We start from the raw sequence: 22,172 nt of genomic DNA on the forward strand, positions 1-22,172 counted from the left end.
TGTGAGATATTCATACTTTTATACAGCAACCTCTAAAAGTTATTTCACTTTGTTGCTATGCCGATAATATGAGGACTGACAATCGGCAATTGTGCATCAAATCGCTCAAAATTAACACTAGCAAAACCAGCATTTTCTAAAGCAATCAAAGTTTCTCTATCTGGATGACAACCATCACCTATCACTTTCCAAATCGGACGAATTGCACTTTGTACTTGTCGCAATACAGTTCCTTTAGTTGCAGCGACGTGTTCAATAAATAAGAAGCGTCCACCTGGTTTGAGTACTCTTAAGATTGCCTGTAATGTATAATCTATATTCGGCACGGAACACAAAACTAAAGTACTAACAACAGTATCTATGCTGTTATCTTCAGCATCCAACCATTCAGCATTACCAATGCGAAGATCGATATTTAAGCCGAGTTTTTTTGCTTGTTTTCGCAGATAGGAGTGCATGTGTGGGTTTGGCTCGATTCCTATCCAGTGGATATCTTTGGGGTAGTAGGGTAGGTTAGGGCCTGTTCCTGGGCCGATTTCTAACACTTTACCTTGGAGATTTGCAAAAAGAGAACGTTTGCGGTCGCCGACGATTTTATCATACGTACTGCTACTTTGAGCCATCATCCAGGCAAAGAAAGGTTTACCAAAGTTGGTATAAATCTGATTTGGTGAATCTCCAATAATTGGGTTTACAGTCATCATCTACTTCCTAAAATTTGAGGCTATAAATTATTGCACCAAGCAACTATTTATAGTCTTAAGGTACGATAATTTATGTTTTTTGTACCTCACCCATTTGATTCACCTGATTGGGTGATTTTGATTAATATACATACGTAGTAACTTACCGCAACCTACCACAGAAATAGGAAAAGTGCAGAAGCAGAAGTAGAATTTGCCTATATATAGCAATCCTAAACGAATGAATCGTCAAAATGTCCAATTATTCTCTCTGCGTTCTCTGCGTTCTCTGCACCTCTGCGGTTAATTTCTTTTTATAAATAACTTATGAATACAAAAATAGCAAAAAGCGTTCCGTAATTGGGAACGCTATCTTTTAGCAAATTCTGTTAAGGTAATATGAATTAAATGCTAGTTGATAAAATTAGGCATGAAGATTTGCTTGTTCCTGTAACCAAGGATCTACAGGTTCTCCATCTTTGCGGCGTAATTCAATTTCCACTACCATTACTTCTTTTGAACCAGGAGGCGCGGGTTTTTTATGGAAAAGAATGTCATAATCTTCTGGATTATGTTTGCGTTCTTTCAACCATTCTTGTACCTTGGTTGTGGCAAAAAATGATTGCCCTTGCTCAAACATTCGGGTAATCTGCAATTGCAGTGTATAAGGATTTAGTCTACCCATTTTCTACCGCCTTTGTTAAGTAAATTTTAGAACAAGTAATCTGTTTACCTTAGATAATCTAATGTTAATGCGAAGTACCCACACCTGACACTTTACCTATAGGTGCAAATTCCAGTTTCAACACCCTAGCATCTGTATAGCGGTTATCAGTCTACTTCAGTACAGTAGGAGAGAGCAATTCTACTGATAATTGGTGGTGATGAAAGCCTACTCTCTCGACTTGCGTCAAAAAATAGTTGATGCTTATGCCTGCGGTGACATTTCCCAACGAAAACTGGCTAAAAACTTTGGTGTCACCTTAAGTTTTGTGCAAAATTTACTCAAACGCCATCGAGAATTGGGGATGATAGGCCCCAAGGTGCGGACTGAGCAGACAGCAACAAAGTTGAATGCTGAACAGTTAGAAATCCTGCGCCAACTCGTCATAGCACAGCCCGATGCGACGTTAAGCGAATTGCGGGAACGACTTTACGAGAAAACAGAGGTCTTAATTGGGGTAGCTACGGTGAATCGGATGGTTCGCTGGAAACTTCACCTCAACCTCAAAAAAAAAGTCTCCACCTCACAAAAAAGGTAGTGATGAAGTCCAACTAGCCCGATTTGAGTACTGGAAACTCTTGAGGGGGATACCCGTCGAAGAGCTGATTTTCTTAGATGAATCGGGAGTTAATCTGTCCTTCATCCGCAAATGTGCCCGCGCCTTGCCTGGCCTTCAGGCCTATGCTCAAAAGCCCAACCGCAAAGGGAAAAATGTCTCGGTAATTGGTGCAATTAGCTTGAAAGGACTGCTCACCCAATGGAGTGGCTTAGGTTCTATCGATGCTTTGACTTTTGATGCCTTCATCGCCCAAAAGCTCGTACCCAAACTTTGGCCTGGTGCAGTGGTGATCATGGATAACTGCTCAATCCATAAAAGTGATGAACTTGAAGCTTTGCTCATCGCTGCTGGCGCTCATCTCATTTATCTCCCCCCCTATTCTCCCGATTTTTCACCGATTGAGAATTGTTGGTCCAAGATTAAGAACATTCTCCGTCGCATCGGTGCAAGGACATACCCTGATTTACTCCAGGCATTAGATACGGCATTCGCAGAAGTGACAATAGAGAATTTGCTGGGTTGGTTTACTCACTGCTGCTACTGTACCTCACAAGACTGATAACCGCTATAACCACAATTTAAAATATAAGTTTGGTTCCATTGGTGTCTCAATTACAAATGTCCAAATGCGAATTGTAGATGCTGACGGTTATCAAGTATCAGCAGGAGAATTGGGTGAAATAGTAATCAAAGGTTCCAATGTGATGCTTGGTTATTGGAATCGTCCTCAAGAAACTCAAAAAGTAATTAAAAATGGTTGGTTACACAGTGGTGATATTGGTCGCATGGATGAAGAAGCAGGGTAAGAGCATCTCAACTAGGCTTGACATAAGGGCTGAGAGGAATCTAATGTAGAGTCAATGAAACAAGAACTGAGAACTCGAATCATATAATCGTTATCCATACCAGTCCGTTTCATTTTTTGTCGGAGACTACGTTTATAAGTTTGTTCACGATTGAGAGCATTGAGAGCAATGCGTCGTAAAAGAGCAAAATTCCGGGGACTGTGAAAAGAGCGAATGCGACAAGAATCCTCAGCAAAAGTACAATCCAGAGTCCAGTGAGCTTGGTTTTCAATACCCCAATGTTTGCGGATAACTCGGCCTAAAAGTTGAGCATCGCTGTGCAAAGAAGTCAGATAAAATTGAATCTCACGAGTAGTTTTGTTCCAAAGACGACGCTCCCGAACAACCATGACAATGCTTTGGAGTCCAGCCCAGATTTTGGGTTGGTAAATTTCACCAAGAGCAGAAACTGGCACAGACCAAACTTGACGAATTTCCGTGCGGTGATGTCCTTTTTCAATGCGGTGGTCGTAACTGACATCAATGCCTTGAAAATCCTGTGCAGATGCTGTTTCAAACCATTGTTTTACTTGATGGTAGAGAGTCGGATGATTTGCCTTGAGTGCTAGGACATAATCTGCTTTTTTGTGGATAATCTTGTTGGCAATCTCGGTTTGAGTTCCCATTGCATCAATAGTGATGATAGAGCCTGTGATATCCAGTAACTCTAATAATGCCGGAATTGCTGTAATCTCATTAGATTTATCTTCCACTTTCATCTGTGCCAAGACCAAATTTTGTTCACTTGCCCAGGCACTAATTACGTGCAATGCGGATTTACCTTGATTTCGGTCATAAGAACCCCTAATAGTCTTTCCGTCTATGGGAATTATCTCTCCTCCCATCTTCGTCACTAGGGTTTCTATCCATCTCAAGAAACAACGGTTGAATTCTTCTGGATTGATGAACTCAAATACCCGTCGAAAGGTGTCATCGGAAGGGATTCCATTTGGTAATGCTAAAAATTCTTCTAACCACTTTTGCTTACTGATGGCGTAGTTCTCCATGTCTTCCCATCCTTGCGCTCCACCTATGACTGCCAGAATCGCAATTACCACGATATCTGTGAGTTGATGCTTCTTTGTTCGCTCTACTCTTGGGTCTTTGATGTCTCCAAAATTATCCACTAAACTTTTTTGAATAGCTTCCATTGATGCTACTTCTTGCGGCTTTGGCTGATCAGGATTACTTTTTTTGGCTGGAGCCGATTTAGTCTTAAATCCTTCAGACATAAAGTTTCATTAGAGAAGTTTTCTATCTTGAGTGCATTGCTTTCATCTCACTTCTTTTGCCCTGATGTCAAGTACATTTTTTATCTGCCCACTAATCTTTATCTTGTTTCTTTTGTCAAGTTCATACTATACCAATTTAGATGAGCTTACCCTGGATGAAGAAGGCTTCTTCTATATCGCCGATCGATTAAAAGATATGATTAACGTCTGTGGATTTAAGGTATATCCAACAGAAGTAGAAAATGTCATTTATAAACATCATGCTGTTGCTGAAGTTGCTATCTATGGACTTCCCGACCCCATAAAAGGCGAGATAGTCAAAGCCAACATCATAGTTAAAAATGGTCATAAAGTCACAGAAAAAGAAATTCTGGAATTCTGCTCTCAACAAATAGCAACTTACAAAATTCCTCAAACAATTAAATTTGTGAATTCACTGCCAAAAAATCCTACAGGCAAGGTGATAAAGCGATTTTTACGTGACGAAGAATTTACCAGTACATCCAATAAATTTCTAAGTTTTCCCACACAGTTAAGATAAATCTAGCAATTCTCAATTATTCACTGAAACCTCTTCTCATTCTTCTCTATGCGTCGCGCCAGTTGAGAGAACGCGCCCAATGCACTGGCTTATCTGTGCATCTGCGGTTAATTAAAAAACATCAGACAGGATTGCTACTACCTAAAACTCCAATTAACTCATCAAACACATCCAAAAATCATGAATCCAACTACATCTATAACAATTCAAAAACCCAAAACTGACGAACTATTATTATGGAATCTTATTTTTGCAGATACAGGTCGTCAAGTATTACTCGTTGCTTATGACATCAAACTATTCGCTCTTCTATCTCAACAACCATGCACTTTAGCAGAAATTTGTCAGGAACTAAAAATTTTTCAACGTCCAGCAGAAGCTATTTTAGCAGTTCTCGTATCTATTGAATTAGTAGGAATAGAAAATAATTTTTATTCACTTACTCCTCTTGCTACAGACTATTTGGTCGAAAGTAGTCCCACATATTTTGGTGCTCTATTAGAAATGATGATCTTTGACGAACGCAAGCATATATCCTCATTTGATAATTTTAAAAAGTCTTTATTTACCAATAATTTATCTGGTAAAAAGGTGATGGAATCTTTGAGTAAAAATCATGATTTTATGCGTGCCATCACCTTTGGTAATAATGTTAAATTTATCCGTAGCTTTATCTCTAGTATGCATGGGCCAAGTATGGCGGCTGCATTAATTTGGCCAGAACTCATCGATTTATCTGAATATAAATTGTTTATTGATATTGGTGGAGGTTCGGCGGCTCATTCAATTGGTGCAACGTTAAAATGGCCGAATTTGCAAGCCGTTGTTCTCGAACTACCTACAGTATGCGAAATAGCTCAGGAATTTATCATACATTATGGCTTGCAGAATCGGATTGCAACACAAGAATTTGATATATGGAGTGATCCTTTTCCCGTAGGCAATGTTCATTTTTATAGTGCTATTTATCATCATTGGCAACAAGATAAATGTCAGATTCTCACAAAAAAAAGCTTTAATAGCTTATTGAGTGGAGGGCGGATTATCCTCCATGAAATGCTATTTAACGAACAAAAAACAGGCCCTTTCCCAGTAGCAGTTAAAAACCTAAATATATCTTTAAAGCTGGGAGGTCAACAATATTCAGGTCAGGAATTATCAATGATGTTGGAACAAGCAGGTTTTATCGACATTGAAATTAAACCAGCTTCGAGTTACTGGAGCATCATTACTGGTCGTAAATCCTAATTCTTGCTCAAGAAAGACTACTTAATTTATACGCATCAAATTTACTTGTATGAACACAAAAACAGTTACAAATACATCTGGATCTTCCATTTTCTCACCACCTACAAACAGCAAACTGACTCAATTAACATCAACCGAACTCACCGTTGGAGAAACTGTAGTCAAGATGTTAGAAGATATGGGAGTCGAATCTGCATTCGGTGTTTCTGGTGGTGGAATTGGGCCATTGTGGGCATCCCTCAACCGCAGCAAAATTCAAGTTTTACACTTTCGCCACGAATCGGGAGCAGCTTTTGCAGCTTGTGAGGCTCACTTTGCTAGCGATCGCCCCGTTGTTGTGTTCGTCACTACTGGCCCCGGTATCACCAATGCCCTCACCGGATTACTAGCTGCCAGAGGCGAAGGTGCAAAAGTAATTCTATTATCTGCAACCACCGCATCTGGAAATCGCGGACGCTGGGCTTGTCAATAAACCAGCGCTCATACGTTGCCGATTTCAGGTATATTTACCCCAGGTGCATTATTCAATTACGCCACCATCGTCGAAACTGGCGAGGAAATCCCAGAAATTTCCCGCAGACTGGCGCAAGGATTATCCCAACCAGGCGCTTTTGTCGCCCATATCAGTATTCCTACCCCAATTCAAACCAAACCATGCACAGCGCGATCGCAATTTGGATTTACTCGTGCGGTGTCAGTTACCAGCGAAGAAGCGATCGCTGAGTCGGTACGGTTGCTTTCTCAAGAACCCTTTGCGATTTGGCTAGGTTTTAGTGCTAGAGAAGCCGCCGCCGAAGTTCGCCAATTAGCAGAATCTACTGGTGCTGCGGTGATGTGTTCGCCTCGCGCTAAGGGCATTTTTCCCGAAAATCATCCCCAGTTTATCGGCGTTACCGGGTTCAGTGGTCATACTTCTGTCCTCGCATATATGCAGTCACAGCAACCTCACCGCATCCTAGTTTTAGGAACTCGTTTAGGTGAACCAACTTCTTTTTGGAATTCCTTGATGATTCCTTCTGGTGGCTTCATCCATGTAGATATAGATCCAGAAGTACCGGGAGTAGCCTATCCATCTGTACCAACTTTCGCAATTCAATCGGAAGTAAAGCCTTACCTCAAATCCCTAGTAGCATATTTTCCCCAACGTCGAGGCAATTCCCCAATATTGCCCAATCCAGAATTACAACCGCTTTCTCCTCATATAGATAGTTTAGTCAGACCAGAAGTTTTGATGGATGCAATTCAAAAAATCATCGTTGAAGATAGCGATGCTGTGATTCTCGCTGAGGCTGGTAATTCCTTCGCATGGGCGACTAACAGACTGCGCTTTACCCAACCTGGACGCTACCGCATTAGTACCAGTGTGGGGGCGATGGGTCATGCTGTGACTGGAGTTGTGGGGGCGACTTGGGGAGGAAATGGTAAAGCCGTGGCCATTGTGGGAGATGACGCGATGTTGATGAATAGCGAAGTTAGCACCGCCGTTAAATTCGACATTCCCGCCGTTTGGATCGTACTGAATGACGGACGCTACAATATGTGTGCCCAAGGCATGAATTTACAAGGATTTCAAGGCGTAGCTACGGAAATACCGAGTACCAATTTTGTCAAACTTGCCCAATCAATGGGTGCAGACGGTATCCGCGTTTCCACAGAATTGGAACTAGAAGCAGCGTTAACAAGAGCTTTGGCTGCTACTGTTCCCTTCGTTGTTGACATTAACTTAGACCCCAAACAAGCTGCTCCCATTGGCGGGAGAATTCGCAGCCTCATTCAACAAGGAGCAATCGAATCTAAAGGAGAACAATCATGATTTTACAACCAGTTGGCATTCGAGCGATCGCCCTGAATTTTCCTCGCACCATCCGCACCAACGATTATTACAGAAATAATTTTCCCCAGATGGTGGCGGAAGCTGAACAAAAAACCTTGGCTAGGTTGTTTGTCACAGATAATTCTACAGATATCTGGTCACAGGAAGTAGCCCCTTATATGTCCGATCCCTTTCGCGGTACTGTTGAACGGCGAGTAGTCAGCCCAGATGAAACCTCTTTATCTCTAGAATATCAAGCAGCGATTGATGTTCTGCAAGCAGCAAAACTACAGCCCGAAGATATCGACTTGATGCTTGTAACTTCGTTATTTCCCGAACAAGTCACACCAGGAAATGCAGCTTTTCTCGCCGGTAAATTAGGATTATCCAGCGCAGCTTGGAATATAGAATCAACCTGCACATCTGTATTAGTTTCCCTCCAAACAGCCTGTTCTCTAGTCCGAACGGGAGAATATCGCAATGTATTAGTGGTTGTTTCCTCTACATATTCCCGTTATACCGATGAGAATGATACCCTCGCCTTCTTGTCAGGCGATGCAGCTGGAGCATTTATTGTGGGTGAACTCCAACCCAATCAAGGAATTTTGGGAACTAAAATTGCCAATACCGCTGCCACTTGTGGAGCCTTTTATAACGAATTCACCACCGATGAACAAGGAAACATCAGAATGTTCATTCGGGGAGGTAAGGGCGCAAGTAAGATGTTTAACGAGACAACCGTAAAATTTATTCGTCTATGTTGTCACGGAGCGATCGCAGCTGCTGATGTCAGCTTAGATCAAATTGACTTTTTTGCTTTTAACACACCCAGCGCTTGGTATTCGCAGGTTTGCACCCGTGCATTAGGGATTAATCCAGAACGGACTATTAACCTGAATCCCTTCTACGCCAATATTGGCCCAACCTTCCCCGTAGCCAATCTCTACCACGCCGCCCAAGCGGGTAAAATCCGGGAAAACGATTTAGTTCTCGTTTATACAATGGGTTCCTCATCCAATGCAGGTGCTAGCGTCATGCGTTGGGGCGATGTTGCATTAGGAACTCCACCCGCTCCCCCCTTAAGCCTTTCCCTACACAATCAGAAAATTCTCATTCCTAGTGCTTTGTCTCATTAATTTTGATTTCTCTTCTTTCCTTCTTCCTTAGCGCTCTACCCTGCGGGAAGCCGCTCCGCGTCTATGCGTCCTTCTCTAACGAGACGCTGCGCGAATGCGGTTCGTTCCCTTACCTATCAAATTTGTGAGGTTTTTATGAAATTCTTGAAAAAAATATCGGTTGTATTTGTGATTGCGATCGCAGTCTTCCTATTTCAAGGAATAATCAGCACATCTTCGGCTCAAGCTGCTACATACAAATTCACTTTCACTGGTGAAAAAGCCAACGGTTACTTTATTTATGATACTGCTGCCAAAGGTGAAACAAAATCGCCCTACATGACTCAATATTACGGTGGAGGGCGCGATTATAAAGTCGATTTAGGAGACAAAGGATTATTTCAAGGCACAGTTAGTAATGCCATTGTTTTTTTGTCCAGAGAAGAAGATAAAGTCTTGGCAAAAATTCGAGCGCAACACGATAAACAATATGGTAAAGATGACGAGCATAATGTTTTATTACCTGCCGATCTATTCCTTTTACAAGTACGTAACTTTGAACGACAGCCAAAGTCAAGTTATTCTCTAGTTAGCTATTTCAAGTATCCCCAAGAAACGTTCAACGGATCTACAAGACTACCAACAGAGGTTCATCTAATGGCTGAAATAGAAGTATTTCCCAAAGTAGATTTTCCCAAAACATTAGGTAAAGCTTGGTTAAAGCACCCGTACAAACCAAGATAGAAAAGATATCTGATTAAGATGTAGAGACGTTGTATGTCAACGTCTTTACAAGCCGATAACTATTACTTGTAAAAAAGAGGAAAAAATAATGAACTTTTGGAAGAAACTAATAATTACATCCATATTAACTTTCGCAGTTTTTTTCACTCAGGGAATAATTGATCATCTCCCAGCCCATGCAGCCTTACATTTAGTTTTAATGGCGAGCAAGCCAACGGCTACTTTATCTTTGATGACTCAATCCGAGGAGGCGCACCAATTCGTCCAGATATGTTGAGCGAGTACGACGGTTCTGTCGTCGAATATGCGGTAAATATTGGCGATGAAATATCAGAACAAGGTTCTCAAAGTCCTGAAAGAGCAACCCATGATGAAGCTCGAACTATTATAACTTTACTCCGTCCTGAATTAGTCAAAGCTTCTCCCAATCTTCCGAAAGACTCTCCACAAGATGATGAGTTTATCCTTTTTGTACCCAAAGTTGCTCGTCAATCAAAGTATGCGCTATCAGTTCGTTTTCGCTATCCTGAAAACACCTTTCAAAATTCTGTAGCTCAACCAAAAAATGTTCCTAATCAGGCATTAATGTCTGTTCATCCCTACTGGAATTTTCCTATAACTATGGGGAAAGTCAAATTTGAACAACCTGTTAATACATCCATTGAAGATATTTTTTAATTGCCAAAAAATCAATATGATGGTACTGGTGCAAGCAATTAGTAATTTTGCGACTCTCAGCTTAGGTGTTTTTTCTCGGCAGAAAATGTTAATATACAACGCAGCTTAGATTTTTATACTTCTATTTACAGACAAGAAATTAGTATAATTAGCCGTTTAATTGCTCAATCTGCGCCGATTGTAGATATTATGCTGGCTACACAAGCACGACGAGATGCGATCGCACGATTAGCAATTACCAGCAACAGATTAGCTCACTCACTACATTAAATACGTAAATTATATATGAAGCAAAAACCAGATGTGCCTATTGAGGCACTAAAGCGAATTTTGAAAATGTTGCTGAAATACCCAGTAATGGTATTAGCTGCGATCGCTAGTTTATTAATGACGACAGTCGCTAATATCGCTGCACCTCAAATTATTCGCTGGGGAATTGATGCTGGTATTGCCAAAAATAACTTACAAGTGATTTTGACTTGTGGGGGATTGATGGTTTTGGTGGCTTTGATTCGGGGATTGTTTAATTTTGGACAAAGTTTTTTTTCAGAGATAGTATCTCAAAGTATCGCTTATGACATCAGGAATAAATTTTTTAGTCAAACCCAGCATTTAGATTTAAGTTACTACGATCGCACACCTACATCACAACTGCTTACACGTATTAATAATGACATCGAACAAATTCGCGTTTTTATTGGTGCTACCTTGCTGCAAATTTTTGGTGCTGCGATCGTATTATTCAGTAGTGCGACAATTTTGCTACTCATGAATTGGAAGTTGGCACTTATAGCATTAGCAATTATCCCGACTTCCTTCATTTTATTAGGCGGATTTTTTCAAAAAAATACTTCCTTGTTTACTCAAGCACAGAGGCAGCTAGATGATTTAAACTCAATTTTAAAAGAAAATTTACTCGGTGTGCGTGCAGTCAAAGCTTTTGTGCGTCAACAAACAGAAATAAAACGCTATGCCGTTGCTAATGAAAATTTCCGTACAACAAGTATCAAAACCATTTATGCACTGCGAGATACATTTCCAATAATTTTTTTGGCGAGCAATTTACTTGCAGTCGCTATTTTTGGATATGGGGGTTTAGAGGTAATCAGCCACAGCTTTTCTATTGGCGAACTAGTTGCTTTTAATTCCTATTTAGTATTTATCATCCAACCAATTTTTCAGACGACTTTTGCATTTCAATCTGTTGCTCAAGCATCAGCATCAGCCACTAGAGTTTATCAGGTGATAGATGCAGAAATTGCCATCAAGGAATCTCCCAATGCAGTCTTTTTGCACAGATGCGAAGGAAAAATTTCTTTTGAAAATGTTGATTTTCGCTACCCAGAAGTAAATGAAAATACCTTAAATAGTATTTCATTTGAAATCCAGCCAGGGCAAACAGTGGCAATTTTAGGTACGACGGGAGCAGGTAAAAGTACACTTGCTAAATTGATTCCACGTTTTTATGATGCAACAAATGGAATAGTAAAGGTTGATGGTTATGATGTCCGCTCTTTAAATTTAGTCAGTTTACGTTCTCACATTGGTTTGATTTCTCAAGAAGCAAGTTTATTTTCTGGAACAATTCGTGAAAATATCGCTTATGGAATACCAGATGCACCTCTTTCAAAGGTAATTGAAGCAGCTAAGTTTGCTCAAATTCACGATTTTATTATTAGCCTCCCTGATAGTTACGATACTGTTATCGGCGAACGAGGAATTGGCTTATCGGGAGGGCAAAAGCAAAGAATTACTATTGCTAGGATATTGCTAAATGATTACAAAATTCTGATTGTAGATGATAGTCTTTCTGCTGTTGATGCGAAGACAGGAGCATTAATTCAAGAAGCCTTCAAAGTTATGATGGAACAGCGTCAATTTACTATAATTTTTCTCACTCAACGGATTAATAATATGGTAAATAATGCTGACCAGATTTTCATAATTGATCGAGGTAAATTAGTTAAAACATCTTCCGGTGCAGAGCTAATTGAAAATGCCATCTTAAAAAACTAGTTATTTATAGAAATTCTAATTTTTGGATCTATAGAAAATTATTTATATCTCAAATCAACCTTGCTAGACTCTTCAACATAAAATTGTCATTCATGAACAGAAAAATTAATATTTTTGAATCGGTATCACAAGTTAATGCACCATTACCTGTTATCCGCCGCTTCAGTCAATATTTTCGTCCATATATCAAAGAGATTCCCATCATCCTGGGAATAATTATTATTAGCTCTATCACCCAAACAATAGCACCTTTGCTTACTGGTTGGTCGATAGATAACTTGATACTTAAAGGCAATTGGTCAGGACTGTTATGGATGCTAGTTGTATTAACAATAGTATACCTTACTGGCTTTTTATCCAATCGGACTTTGATTGTTAAAGTTGGTGTAATTATGCAGCATTTACTTGCACAATTACGCCAAGATATCATGAACAAATTACAAACATTACCCCTTAGCTTTTATGATAAGAGTAAAGTTGGTGACTTAATGAGTCGCCTGCTGAGTGATGTTAATACTTTAAATCAAGTATTCAGCCCTATTCTACCGCAAGTTATTGGAAGCTTTTTTGGCTTATTAGCAAGTGCAATATTCATGCTTTCCATCAACTTGCAATTAGGTTTAATTACTAACCTGATTGTGCCAATTATGTTATTAACAACGACTTTTTTTGCCAGATTAGCAAGGGCAAAGTTTCGCATTACTAGACAAACAATTTCTCAACTCTCAATTAAACTAGAAGAAAATATTAGCAATATTCAAGAAGTTCAAGCATTTAACCGGGCAGAAATCAACATTCAAGAGTTTAAAAAACTTAACGCAGATAACCGAAATGCTAATATCCAAGCAACAGCAATTTCTGCTGCTTTCCTGCCAACAATAGACTTATTTAATACACTTACTTGGGGTATTGTATTAGCTTATGGTGGCTTTCTCGTTTATAAAAATATCATGACTGTGGGAGCTGTTACCGCATTTTTGTTTTACGTCCAGCAATTTTTTCAACCCATCCAAATTATCACTAACTTCTATACTCAAGCACAATCTGGATTAGCTGGATTAGAAAGAATTTTTCTACTTTTGGATGAGCCAGTCCAACTTGAAGATACCACAGACGCGATCGCCTCCGGCGGGTACAACGCCATCGCAATGCCACCAATTCAGGGTAAAGTTCAATTTGAATCTGTCAATTTTGAGTATAAACTCGGTCAAAAAGTTTTAGAAAATGTAACTTTTGACGCTGAACCAGGACAAGCGATCGCATTGGTCGGAGCTACTGGTGCAGGAAAAACTACTATAATTAGCCTACTCTCCCGCTTCTATGATGTGTCAAGCGGTGCTATAAAAATTGACGATATAGATATCCGAAAAGTTACACAAGCAAGCCTACGTCGTCAAATTGGTGTTGTCTCGCAAGATACCATGATTTTTAGCAGTAGCGTTGCCGAAAATATTGCCTTTGGTAATCCCCAAGCAACAACGGCAGAAATTGAAGCGGCTGCAAAAATTGCAAATATTCATGACTTTATCTTGACCTTACCCCAAGGCTATGAAACGCAATTAGGGGAACGGGGGATAAATCTCAGCAAAGGACAACAACAGTTAATCAGCATCGCCCGGGCAGTTTTGGTAAACCCGCGCATCTTGATTTTGGACGAAGCAACTAGTAATATTGACAGCCAAACAGAGAAATTAGTTCAAGAAGCGATCGCTAATTTACTTCAAGGTCGCACCAGCTTTATCATCGCTCATCGTCTGGCTACAGTCACTAACGCAGACAAGGTATTAGTCATCAAGCAAGGACAAATCATCGAACAAGCTACACATACACAATTGATGGAGCAAAGGGGAGTATATGCAAACCTTTATTCTCTACAACTAGTAAATAATATCAAAACCAGTTTGAAAATAAGTTCTAGAAACTAGTCTAGAGGGTATTTAAGCTGCTATGCAGCTTACTACCATTTCACGAAATGTCTGATACAAATTCTCTAATTCTTTCCCCCTGCCCCCTGCCCCCTTCCCCCTGCCCCCTGCCCCTCATCTCCCCAACCCCCCTGGTGTTCACAATGAAAACCTTTATGCTCCCAAGCTTGCATATCCACTTCGGCAAGCTTTGTCACATTTGAGCATTGCGGTTGAATAATTTGACTTAAAATTGCCCACAATACGCTACGCGTTAAATCTAATCCAGTTTTGCCCCAAGATTCATTATTACCAGGAATACCCGACTCCTCAACAATTTCGGGCTCTACCCAAATACCATGAGCGCCCAAGAGAATCTGTGCCATCCATTTAGCTCTGGGTAAGTGACTTGGCGAAGTAATCAACATGACTTTATGCACTCCCCAACGCCGGAGAATTGGAATACTATAATAAAAATTTTCAAAAGTGGAATTCGCGCACTTTTCTAACCAAACGTTTTGTAACTCTACTAATTCTGGCTGAAAAATTAACCATATACAAGGGTCTGGGGAACCATGAGAAATTAAAATTGGGGTTTGTGGGTATTGTTTTGCTAGTTGGGCCACATAAGTTTCTCGACGAATACTGCCACCAAGAACCAAGAAGGCATCTACTGGCTGTGAAGAAGCAAAAACTAAGGTTATAGTAGTAAAAATCAGCCAAGTGCCTAAGACAAAGTACAATACACTAGTTAGTTTTTGTAACAATTGCCACAGATTAGCAAATTTTTTTTTAATAGAAATTAACGATTTGATGGTAAATTTACGTTTCATGACTTCGGTAAGAAAACCTGATTTAATAGCTGTCTAACAAGGCTGCAATTAAGCGATCAAAGTGCTATCTTATAAAAGTAATGAATCAATACAAACATGACGCTAATCAAAGTGTCACATCTTCAGTATAGCCTTCCGGAAACGGCTAACAAACTGAGAAATGGTTGTTAATAATGCAGTATTTTTCGGCATCATTGCAACGATAAAAATGATGAGGAAAGCATAGCTTAGTTTGGGGTATAAAAACTTAAAAATTTCTGGAAAGCCTGATTGCTAAACTGTCAACAACACAATTATTCCAGTTAATATACATGAACCAATCTGCGAAAAGTTACTCACCGCTCCAAGTAGCCTTGATTGGTGGAGCGATCGCTACGACTGCTACGATGTCTGTATTTGGCTCCGCTTGGACTCGTGGTGTCCGTGCCGCCTTAGCTCTACAAGACAGCCCGAAAATGATAGTTGACCAAGTTTGGCAACTGGTGAATCATGAATATGTTGATGGTAAATTTAATCAACAAGATTGGCAAGCAACTAGACAAAGCCTGTTGAGCAAAGACTATTCTTCCCGGGAAGAAGCATACACTGCCATCCGCGAAGCTTTACAAAAGTTGGGAGATCCTTACACCCGATTCATGGACCCCAAACAGTTTGAAGCCCTAACTAGCCAAACATCTGGGGAAGTCTCTGGTATTGGCGTTCGGATGGAAGTAAACGAAAAAACTCAGCGCCTCACTGTCGTCGAAGCCATAGAAAATTCTCCAGCACTGAAAGCTGGGATCAAAGCAGGCGATGAAATTTTGGCAATTGACGGCAAATCCACTCTCAAAATGAAAGTGGATGACGCTTCCAAGTTAATTCGTGGCAAAGCAGGTACTCCCATCAAACTACGGCTGGGACGAACAGGACAAAATGCCTTTGAGTTGAAACTGACAAGAGCAAGTATTGAAGTACCAACGGTACGTTATACCCTCAGACAAGAAGGAAATCGCCGCGTTGGTTATATCCGTTTACGGGAATTTAGCGCCCACGCCGCAGATCAAATGCAACGAGCCATCCGCGATTTGAACACTAAGAAAGTTGATTCTTATGTCTTAGATTTGCGGGGAAATCCTGGCGGGTTGTTACAAGCGAGCATTGAAATTGCTCGGATGTGGTATGATGACGGCGGAATTGTTAAGACAGTAGACCGTGTGGGCGGCACTGAAGAAACTAAAGCTAATCGCACTGCTTTGACAAATCGTCCCTTGGCAGTCTTAGTAGATGGTAATTCAGCTAGTGCTAGCGAAATCCTCACAGGGGCGCTTAAGGATAATAAGCGGGCGGTAGTCGTAGGTGGTCAAACCTTTGGTAAGGCCCTAGTGCAGTCAGTTCATGAACTTGCAGATGGTTCCGGCTTGGCTGTCACCATTGCCCATTACTACACTCCGGCGGGAACAGATATTAACCATAAAGGGATTGCCCCAGATGTCAAGCTAGACTTGACAGAGGCACAAGAGCGGCAGTTAGCTTCTAATCCAGATTTAATCGGAACTAAGAGCGATCCGCAATATGCCAGAGCGATCGCCATTTTATCAAATAACAACTTCGCCCAGCCGCCAGCAAATCAGCCTGCTCGACCCATGAGCCGCGCTGATAACCTGAAATTTTAGATTGATGCAAATGATTTCTTCGCAGGTGTTTATATAGTAGTATTCCCAAATCCAGATTTTTGGAGTTACGAAAACTGCTTAATATACCGTTCTAGGATTTTGGTTTGGGAATACTAGTTAGTAATCCCATCTCTCAAATCTCAGATTTATGAATCATCAGCCAGTTGATGCAACCACCGCCACCAGCCCTTTACCAATGGTGTCGGTGGTTGTTCCTATTTATAACGGTGAGGCGGATTTACCAGAGTTAATCAATTGTCTGTTGTCTCAAACTTACCCAAAAGACCGGGTAGAGTACTTGTTGGTGGACAATAACAGTAGCGATCGCACTCTTACCATCCTCAAAACATCTGCCGAAAACTGCCCAATTACAATTCGTCCCTTGAGCGAAAACCAAATTCAAAGCTCATACTCTGCTCGTAATACTGGGATTCGCGCTGCTGTGAGCGAAATTATAGTTTTTACCGATGCAGATTGTCGCCCACAACCTCAATGGTTAGACGCATTAATTAAGCCTTTTGTCAACAAAGAAGTGGTAATTGTCGCTGGTGAAGTTTTGCCATTACCAGGCACAACCCTACTAGAACAACACGCAGAGCGTGAACAAACTTTGTCGCAAAAGCATACCCTTAACCATGCCTTTCGTCCCTATGGACAAACCGCTAATTTGGCAATTCGACGCATCGCCTTAGAAAAAGCGGGTTTATTTCGTCCCTATCTTACCACTGGTGGCGATGCCGATATTTGCTGGCGGATTTTGGAGGAAAATATCGGGCGTTTGGAATTTGCCCCAAATGCGATCGTTCAGCACCACCACCGTACTACACTTAAGGAACTGCAAAGTCAATGGCGGCGCTATGGACGCTCAAATCGCTATCTCCACGAACTGCACGGTGTAGATTTGATGCGAGAAATTACACTTAAAGAATGTGGCTATCGTTTGGCACGTTGGTTATTGAAGGAAGTACCAAGGGATATTAAAAAGGCGTTGGCGCAGCCCACACTTCGACAAAGCTCAGTGACCACCGCAGGCATCGTGGGTCAAGCCATCCTTGTAGATTTATTAAATACTCCCATTGGTTTGTTCACAGCGAGGGCACGTACTGCTGGGCAACGAGACTCCAAACTACCAGAAAATGCCAAGATAATTGATCGTCTATAAAAATACTAGGGAGTTTGCCAGGATAACTGCAATTTTTTCTATATCACCATCTCATATAGAAATTCGCTTTGATTCTTGTTCGCAGTTATCGAACTCTTTTTGGGCGAATTATTCTCTAGTCCCAAAAATAGCTTGCAGATGAATTAAATTAAGTTTGAATAATGATTTAATAAGAATAATAGATTAGCTTGAGCAATAGTAAAAACTGTAAAAATCTTGATAATATTGGGTTTATTCGTACTACAGGTTTATTCTTAGATAAATTGCAGAAAACTGCACACTTTTAAAAAATTCAGTTTTTTCTGCTAATTTCTGATAATTTAAACAATAAAAGCTAAATAAACATTTTATCTATTTGGAAAAATATGAAAGCTAAAAGTAAATATCTTCAAATATTATTCTCTGTACATTGGTGGATGCAGATGTTGCTGAAGGTTGGAAACCTCGGCAAGAGGCTAATTTATTTTTCTACTCAGCAACACCAAAAACCAAATCGGCATCATAGATTTATTCAAATATTATTTTTGACAACTTTACTAACATATCTTTTGTTTAGACAAGTCGTATCTGCACAAACTCCAAATAGACTTGTCCGAAATATTAACTTAGGAAAATAAAAATGGTAAAACGTTAAGTTGAGCGTTTACCATTTTTCAGAATTAGTTATGGTTTTTGATTATATCGAGAAATATCCACACAGAACAAAACAAATTTTAGGGATTAGTTACAAGCAACTACAATCATTATTAAATTGCGCCATAAAACGACACCAAGACATCAAAACTAAACAGGAGAGTCAGAAAATTAGAATGAATGCATCTGGTGGTGGTCGTCCCGAAAAGTTATCAACCGACGAACAAGTATGTTTGTGCTTATTTTATCTAAGACAGATGCCAACTTTTCTTGTATTAGGAATTTTATTTGAGGTATCGAAGACAGAGGCTAACGATACTTTTCATTACTGGATACCAATCCTGCGAGACATTTTACCCGCTAGTTTATTAGAACAAGTATCAAATAATGAGAGTGATTTACTATTTGTTCAAGAAATATTAACCAATTTTCGGCTGTTAGTCGATAGTCTAGAACAACCAATATATAGGGATTCTGACCAAAAGGAACAACAAAAATATTTTTCTGGTAAGAAGAGGCAACATACATTAAAAAGTTTAATGATTGGGATACCAGAAGGTAAGGATATTGTAGAAGTAGAGATAGGCGTTCCTGGGCCAACAGCAGATATAAAATTGTTTCGTCAATCTCAGCACAAATTTGATAAATCTCAAACTTTTTCAGGTGATAAAGGGTTTCAAGGTGGCGAAAACATCACTACTCCTCATAAAAGAAAACCGAAGCGAGAATTAACTCAACAGCAAAAAGATGAAAACAAGGCTTTATCTAGTAATCGAATATTCATTGAACATTTAATTCGATTACTTAAAATATTTCGCATAGCTTCACAAAGATTTCGATTAAAGCTCGATACTTATGAACAAATTATTTTCACAGTATGTGGATTGGTTAGATTAAGAATAGGTAGCTTAATTTTGCCAACTTAACTACTAAGAGTAGTTAGGAAAATCTCAAAAAATAGGAGTGATATTTTATGCCTCTAAACTAACAGTAACTGTCTCAAAGCCTTATTACTGCGTTTTTCCGCAAATATCAAAGTTTTGCCTCAAAGCTTTGAACAGTCTGGCTTTGGAGTTTTCGGACAAGTCTAGAGTGACCGCATCAGTTGAACAAGGAATTAAAGACTATGATGCCGGAAATTTTCACAATGCGGTAAAACACTGGGAAGATGCATTAAATCAGTATAAAAATAATCCTTCAGCTACGGCGGTTGTAAATGAAAATTTGGCGCGTGCTTACCAACAAATAGGAGAAAATAAAGCAGCGATCGCATCCTTATTAGCAGCAATTCGTGACTATGGCGCTGTAGCAAATATCCAGCAAGTGGGACGCATGAAGTCAGAACTAGCCCAAGTTTACAGCAATTTGGGACAACCCCGCAAAGCGATCGCACTTTTATGTGGTCAACTAGCCGATAAAAGTCAAAAAATAGAATGTACTCCAGACAGTGCTACACAAATCGCCACCAAATATAACGACAAAAGCGGTCAAGTTGCAGCTTTGGGAATTCTCGGTGAAGCATATCGCTTAATCGGCAATTATGACCAAGCAATTAAATATTTGCGGGTAGCACAACAACTTTATCCAGCTTATGAATTTTTGGTGTTAAATAGTTTGGGTAATGCTTACAAAAGTCGCGCTCAATTGCGAGAGTTACAAGCAGATTCTGCAAATAAAGCTGGTATTTCTAGTAAAGAAAATGAATTTACTCAAAAGTCTATAGAAGACTATAACCAAGCTTATCAATATTTCCAAAAAAGTGCAAAACTCGCCAGCGACCAAAAACAAACTTTAGCGGAGATGCGAGGATTGTTAAATTTAATTCAGTTGGGTTCCCAGACAAATAAGAATAAAGTTATTAACGATCGAGAGTTTAAGCAAAGTGTTAACGATGCTTTGAAGGTTCTTGAACTCTTACCCGATTCAGTGACAAAAGTCTATGGAGCAATTGATTTAGCATACTTGCAGTCAGATGCTAAAGGAACTTCACCTTTTACTTACTGTCCAAATAAATTTATTTTACCCAATGCAGATGTATTAAGCTTGCTACAAAAGTCAGTATCAGCAAGTCAAAATTTACAAGATAATCGTCTACTTTCTTATTCTAACGGCGCTTTGGGTCATTTCTGGGAGTGTCAACCAAAGCAAGAAATAGAAGCATTACAATATACTCAAACTGCAATAGTAGCAGCAGATAACAAGTTGAGTGCCAAAGATAGCTTGTATTTGTGGGAGTGGCAAGCAGGACGAATTTTAGATAAACAGAATCGAAAAGAAGAAGCGATCGCATCCTATCAACGAGCATTTGATACCCTCGAAGATATCCGCAGCGATATTCTAACCGCCGAACGAGATGTACAGTTTGACTTCCGCGATGTTGTGCGACCATTGTACCGTACCTTGGCACAGTCACGGCTCGATTTGCTAGGAGTTGGTGCTATCGCCGATGAACGACGCGCCAAGGAATTATCAGAAGTAGTTAAAACTATCGATGCTTTGAAACTAGCAGAATTACAGAATTATTTTGGTAATGATTGTATTTTAAGTGCCTTAAATCCCAAACAGGTGGAAGAACTCCTCAAGGATAATAGTGTAGCCTTTAAGAATACTGGATTTTTGAGTTCAATAATTTTAGATGGCAAAACTGGGATGTTATTGCAATTACCCAATCAAGCAACTAAATTTAAGTGGATTGAAGACCCCAATCAACAAGGTAAAATAGTTAGCAGCAACATCCTACAGCAAAAAATTGCCGAGTTTCGCACAGAATTAGTTAAAGGACAAGAAGAATTTAACTACGATACAACAACTGCGGCACAGCTTTATGATTGGATAATTCGCCCCTTTGCTGAGGATATCAAGCCGGAGAAAGTCAAAACCTTGGTATTTATTCAGGATGGATTTTTGCGTAGTGTTCCAATGGCAGCACTTTACGACAGCCAACAACAGAAATATTTAGTCGAAACTTATGCAATTGCCACAACCCCCAGTTTACGACTTACCACACCCAAAGCCCGCAATCGCAGTACACAAAAAGCATTGATTTTGGGTTTAACTGAAAAAGCCACAATTGACGGGAAGACTTTTGATCAACTTCTTGCTGTTCCCAATGAAGTTAGCGCAGTTAAAAGTATATTTCCTAATCATACCGACCTCATTGATGAAAACTTTTCCCCTGAAAATTTTGAGAAAACACTTGACAAAACCACATATCCTATTGTTCACATAGCTAGCCATGCCCAATTTGGGATCATTCCTGAAGACACCTTCATTGTCACAGGCAAAAACCAAAAACTTACCATTAGTCAATTAGAAAACTCACTGCGAAACCTCACCAGCAAATCGGATAGTGTCGAACTACTCACATTGACTGCTTGTGAAACCGCAGTTGGCGACGACCGGGCCACACTAGGATTAGCTGGAGTTGCATTGCAAGTTGGGGTTAAAAGTGCGATCGCCTCTTTGTGGAGTGTCAGTGATCAATCAACATCCGAACTAGTCGAAACATTTTACAGCAACTATCGCAACGCTGGCATGAGTATTGCAGAAGCATTGCAACAAGCTCAAATTAGAATGATTCATGCTAAGAAATTATCATCTGAGGGGATGAATCCCAGCTATGATAATCCTGCATATTGGGCACCAATGATTGCGATCGGTAATTGGCTTTGAAAGCCCAAATCGCCAACTCCTTTGAGGAGAAAGTTGGCGAATAGAGGATGCACTGCAACGATTCTAGGTTGATAGCCGAATACTCAGAAAGTGAAACAAGAAGCGATCGCAAGTATAA

Annotated in this window: 17 protein-coding genes and 2 pseudogenes; 15 read left to right on the forward strand and 4 right to left on the reverse strand. The window is 40.0% G+C overall.

Annotated features, from left to right (window positions below; genetic code table 11):
- Nucleotides 1-44: 44 nt before the first annotated feature.
- Both FBB35_RS15935 and FBB35_RS15940 read right to left on the reverse strand, forming a co-directional pair.
- Entirely contained in the window at nt 45-704 is a 660-nt protein-coding gene (locus FBB35_RS15935; RefSeq protein WP_174710464.1) for a class I SAM-dependent methyltransferase, read from the reverse strand.
- A 403-nt stretch (nt 705-1,107) separates the two neighbouring features.
- Nucleotides 1,108-1,368: a hypothetical protein gene (locus FBB35_RS15940; RefSeq protein WP_174710465.1), complete on the reverse strand. Its 261-nt coding sequence runs from the start codon at nt 1,366-1,368 to the stop codon at nt 1,108-1,110.
- A 199-nt stretch (nt 1,369-1,567) separates the two neighbouring features.
- Here FBB35_RS15940 and FBB35_RS34755 point away from each other — a divergent pair, with 199 nt between their 5' ends.
- The 3 genes and pseudogenes from FBB35_RS34755 to FBB35_RS15950 all read left to right on the forward strand — a co-directional run.
- Complete coding sequence (locus FBB35_RS34755) at nt 1,568-1,945, forward strand: transposase (RefSeq protein ID WP_254625605.1); 378 nt, start codon at nt 1,568-1,570, stop codon at nt 1,943-1,945.
- 40 nt (nt 1,946-1,985) lie between these two features.
- Nucleotides 1,986-2,525 carry an IS630 family transposase gene (locus FBB35_RS34760; protein ID WP_254625632.1) on the forward strand — a complete coding sequence of 180 codons (540 nt, stop codon included), beginning with the start codon at nt 1,986-1,988 and terminating at the stop codon, nt 2,523-2,525.
- Between the two features lie 7 nt (nt 2,526-2,532).
- Nucleotides 2,533-2,763, forward strand: a pseudogene (locus FBB35_RS15950) (AMP-binding protein); the annotation flags it as partial.
- Nucleotides 2,764-2,783: 20 nt separating this feature from the next.
- Here the strand turns inward: FBB35_RS15950 and FBB35_RS15955 are convergent.
- Nucleotides 2,784-4,043: an ISAs1 family transposase gene (locus FBB35_RS15955; RefSeq protein ID WP_174710466.1), complete on the reverse strand. Its 1,260-nt coding sequence runs from the start codon at nt 4,041-4,043 to the stop codon at nt 2,784-2,786.
- Between the two features lie 112 nt (nt 4,044-4,155).
- Here FBB35_RS15955 and FBB35_RS15960 point away from each other — a divergent pair, with 112 nt between their 5' ends.
- The 8 genes and pseudogenes from FBB35_RS15960 (at nt 4,156) to FBB35_RS15995 (ending at nt 14,123) form a co-directional block, all read left to right on the forward strand.
- Nucleotides 4,156-4,584, forward strand: a complete 429-nt coding sequence (locus FBB35_RS15960; RefSeq protein ID WP_254625957.1) for a hypothetical protein — start codon at nt 4,156-4,158, stop codon at nt 4,582-4,584.
- A 180-nt stretch (nt 4,585-4,764) separates the two neighbouring features.
- A complete protein-coding gene (locus FBB35_RS15965; RefSeq protein WP_254625958.1) occupies nt 4,765-5,832 on the forward strand; it encodes a methyltransferase in 1,068 nt (355 codons plus the stop codon).
- Between the two features lie 49 nt (nt 5,833-5,881).
- A pseudogene (locus FBB35_RS15970) lies at nt 5,882-7,645 on the forward strand (thiamine pyrophosphate-binding protein).
- Nucleotides 7,642-8,781: a 3-oxoacyl-ACP synthase III family protein gene (locus FBB35_RS15975; protein WP_174710468.1), complete on the forward strand. Its 1,140-nt coding sequence runs from the start codon at nt 7,642-7,644 to the stop codon at nt 8,779-8,781. The pseudogene FBB35_RS15970 and the gene FBB35_RS15975 overlap by 4 nt, the downstream one beginning before the upstream one ends.
- A gap of 135 nt (nt 8,782-8,916) precedes the next feature.
- A complete protein-coding gene (locus FBB35_RS15980; protein WP_174710469.1) occupies nt 8,917-9,504 on the forward strand; it encodes a hypothetical protein in 588 nt (195 codons plus the stop codon).
- A 270-nt stretch (nt 9,505-9,774) separates the two neighbouring features.
- Nucleotides 9,775-10,182 (forward strand): hypothetical protein, encoded by a 408-nt coding sequence (locus FBB35_RS15985; RefSeq protein ID WP_174710470.1) that lies wholly within the window; start codon nt 9,775-9,777, stop codon nt 10,180-10,182.
- 285 nt (nt 10,183-10,467) lie between these two features.
- On the forward strand, nt 10,468-12,198 hold the full coding sequence (locus FBB35_RS15990) for an ABC transporter ATP-binding protein (RefSeq protein WP_174710471.1): 1,731 nt from the start codon (nt 10,468-10,470) through the stop codon (nt 12,196-12,198).
- Between the two features lie 92 nt (nt 12,199-12,290).
- Nucleotides 12,291-14,123, forward strand: a complete 1,833-nt coding sequence (locus FBB35_RS15995) for an ABC transporter ATP-binding protein (RefSeq protein ID WP_174710472.1) — start codon at nt 12,291-12,293, stop codon at nt 14,121-14,123.
- A 65-nt stretch (nt 14,124-14,188) separates the two neighbouring features.
- Here FBB35_RS15995 and FBB35_RS16000 read toward each other — a convergent pair whose 3' ends face one another.
- Nucleotides 14,189-14,935, reverse strand: coding sequence for a YdcF family protein (locus FBB35_RS16000; RefSeq protein WP_174710473.1), 747 nt, complete (start codon nt 14,933-14,935; stop codon nt 14,189-14,191).
- 311 nt (nt 14,936-15,246) lie between these two features.
- Here FBB35_RS16000 and ctpB point away from each other — a divergent pair, with 311 nt between their 5' ends.
- From ctpB to FBB35_RS16020, 4 genes are all read left to right on the forward strand, one after another.
- Complete coding sequence (ctpB, locus tag FBB35_RS16005) at nt 15,247-16,587, forward strand: carboxyl-terminal processing protease CtpB (protein WP_174710474.1); 1,341 nt, start codon at nt 15,247-15,249, stop codon at nt 16,585-16,587.
- Nucleotides 16,588-16,735: 148 nt separating this feature from the next.
- On the forward strand, nt 16,736-17,749 hold the full coding sequence (locus tag FBB35_RS16010; protein WP_174710475.1) for a glycosyltransferase family 2 protein: 1,014 nt from the start codon (nt 16,736-16,738) through the stop codon (nt 17,747-17,749).
- A gap of 809 nt (nt 17,750-18,558) precedes the next feature.
- Nucleotides 18,559-19,308: a transposase family protein gene (locus FBB35_RS16015; RefSeq protein WP_368041826.1), complete on the forward strand. Its 750-nt coding sequence runs from the start codon at nt 18,559-18,561 to the stop codon at nt 19,306-19,308.
- 166 nt (nt 19,309-19,474) lie between these two features.
- Nucleotides 19,475-22,054, forward strand: coding sequence for a CHAT domain-containing protein (locus tag FBB35_RS16020; RefSeq protein WP_254625959.1), 2,580 nt, complete (start codon nt 19,475-19,477; stop codon nt 22,052-22,054).
- The last annotated feature ends 118 nt before the right edge of the window (nt 22,055-22,172 follow it).

The organism is Nostoc sp. TCL240-02 (assembly GCF_013343235.1).
Lineage (GTDB): Bacteria > Cyanobacteriota > Cyanobacteriia > Cyanobacteriales > Nostocaceae > Nostoc.

Coding starts and splice junctions, on each gene's coding strand:
- FBB35_RS16010 (WP_174710475.1), top strand. CDS start 16,736: ATGAATCATCAGCCAGTTGATGCAACCACCGCCACCAGCCCTTTACCA.
- FBB35_RS34755 (WP_254625605.1), top strand. CDS start 1,568: ATGAAAGCCTACTCTCTCGACTTGCGTCAAAAAATAGTTGATGCTTAT.
- FBB35_RS15955 (WP_174710466.1), bottom strand. CDS start 4,043: ATGTCTGAAGGATTTAAGACTAAATCGGCTCCAGCCAAAAAAAGTAAT.
- FBB35_RS16015 (WP_368041826.1), top strand. CDS start 18,559: ATGAATGCATCTGGTGGTGGTCGTCCCGAAAAGTTATCAACCGACGAA.
- FBB35_RS15980 (WP_174710469.1), top strand. CDS start 8,917: ATGAAATTCTTGAAAAAAATATCGGTTGTATTTGTGATTGCGATCGCA.
- FBB35_RS15985 (WP_174710470.1), top strand. CDS start 9,775: ATGTTGAGCGAGTACGACGGTTCTGTCGTCGAATATGCGGTAAATATT.
- FBB35_RS16000 (WP_174710473.1), bottom strand. CDS start 14,935: ATGAAACGTAAATTTACCATCAAATCGTTAATTTCTATTAAAAAAAAA.
- FBB35_RS15995 (WP_174710472.1), top strand. CDS start 12,291: ATGAACAGAAAAATTAATATTTTTGAATCGGTATCACAAGTTAATGCA.
- FBB35_RS15935 (WP_174710464.1), bottom strand. CDS start 704: ATGATGACTGTAAACCCAATTATTGGAGATTCACCAAATCAGATTTAT.
- FBB35_RS15990 (WP_174710471.1), top strand. CDS start 10,468: ATGAAGCAAAAACCAGATGTGCCTATTGAGGCACTAAAGCGAATTTTG.
- FBB35_RS15940 (WP_174710465.1), bottom strand. CDS start 1,368: ATGGGTAGACTAAATCCTTATACACTGCAATTGCAGATTACCCGAATG.
- ctpB (WP_174710474.1), top strand. CDS start 15,247: ATGAACCAATCTGCGAAAAGTTACTCACCGCTCCAAGTAGCCTTGATT.
- FBB35_RS15975 (WP_174710468.1), top strand. CDS start 7,642: ATGATTTTACAACCAGTTGGCATTCGAGCGATCGCCCTGAATTTTCCT.
- FBB35_RS15965 (WP_254625958.1), top strand. CDS start 4,765: ATGAATCCAACTACATCTATAACAATTCAAAAACCCAAAACTGACGAA.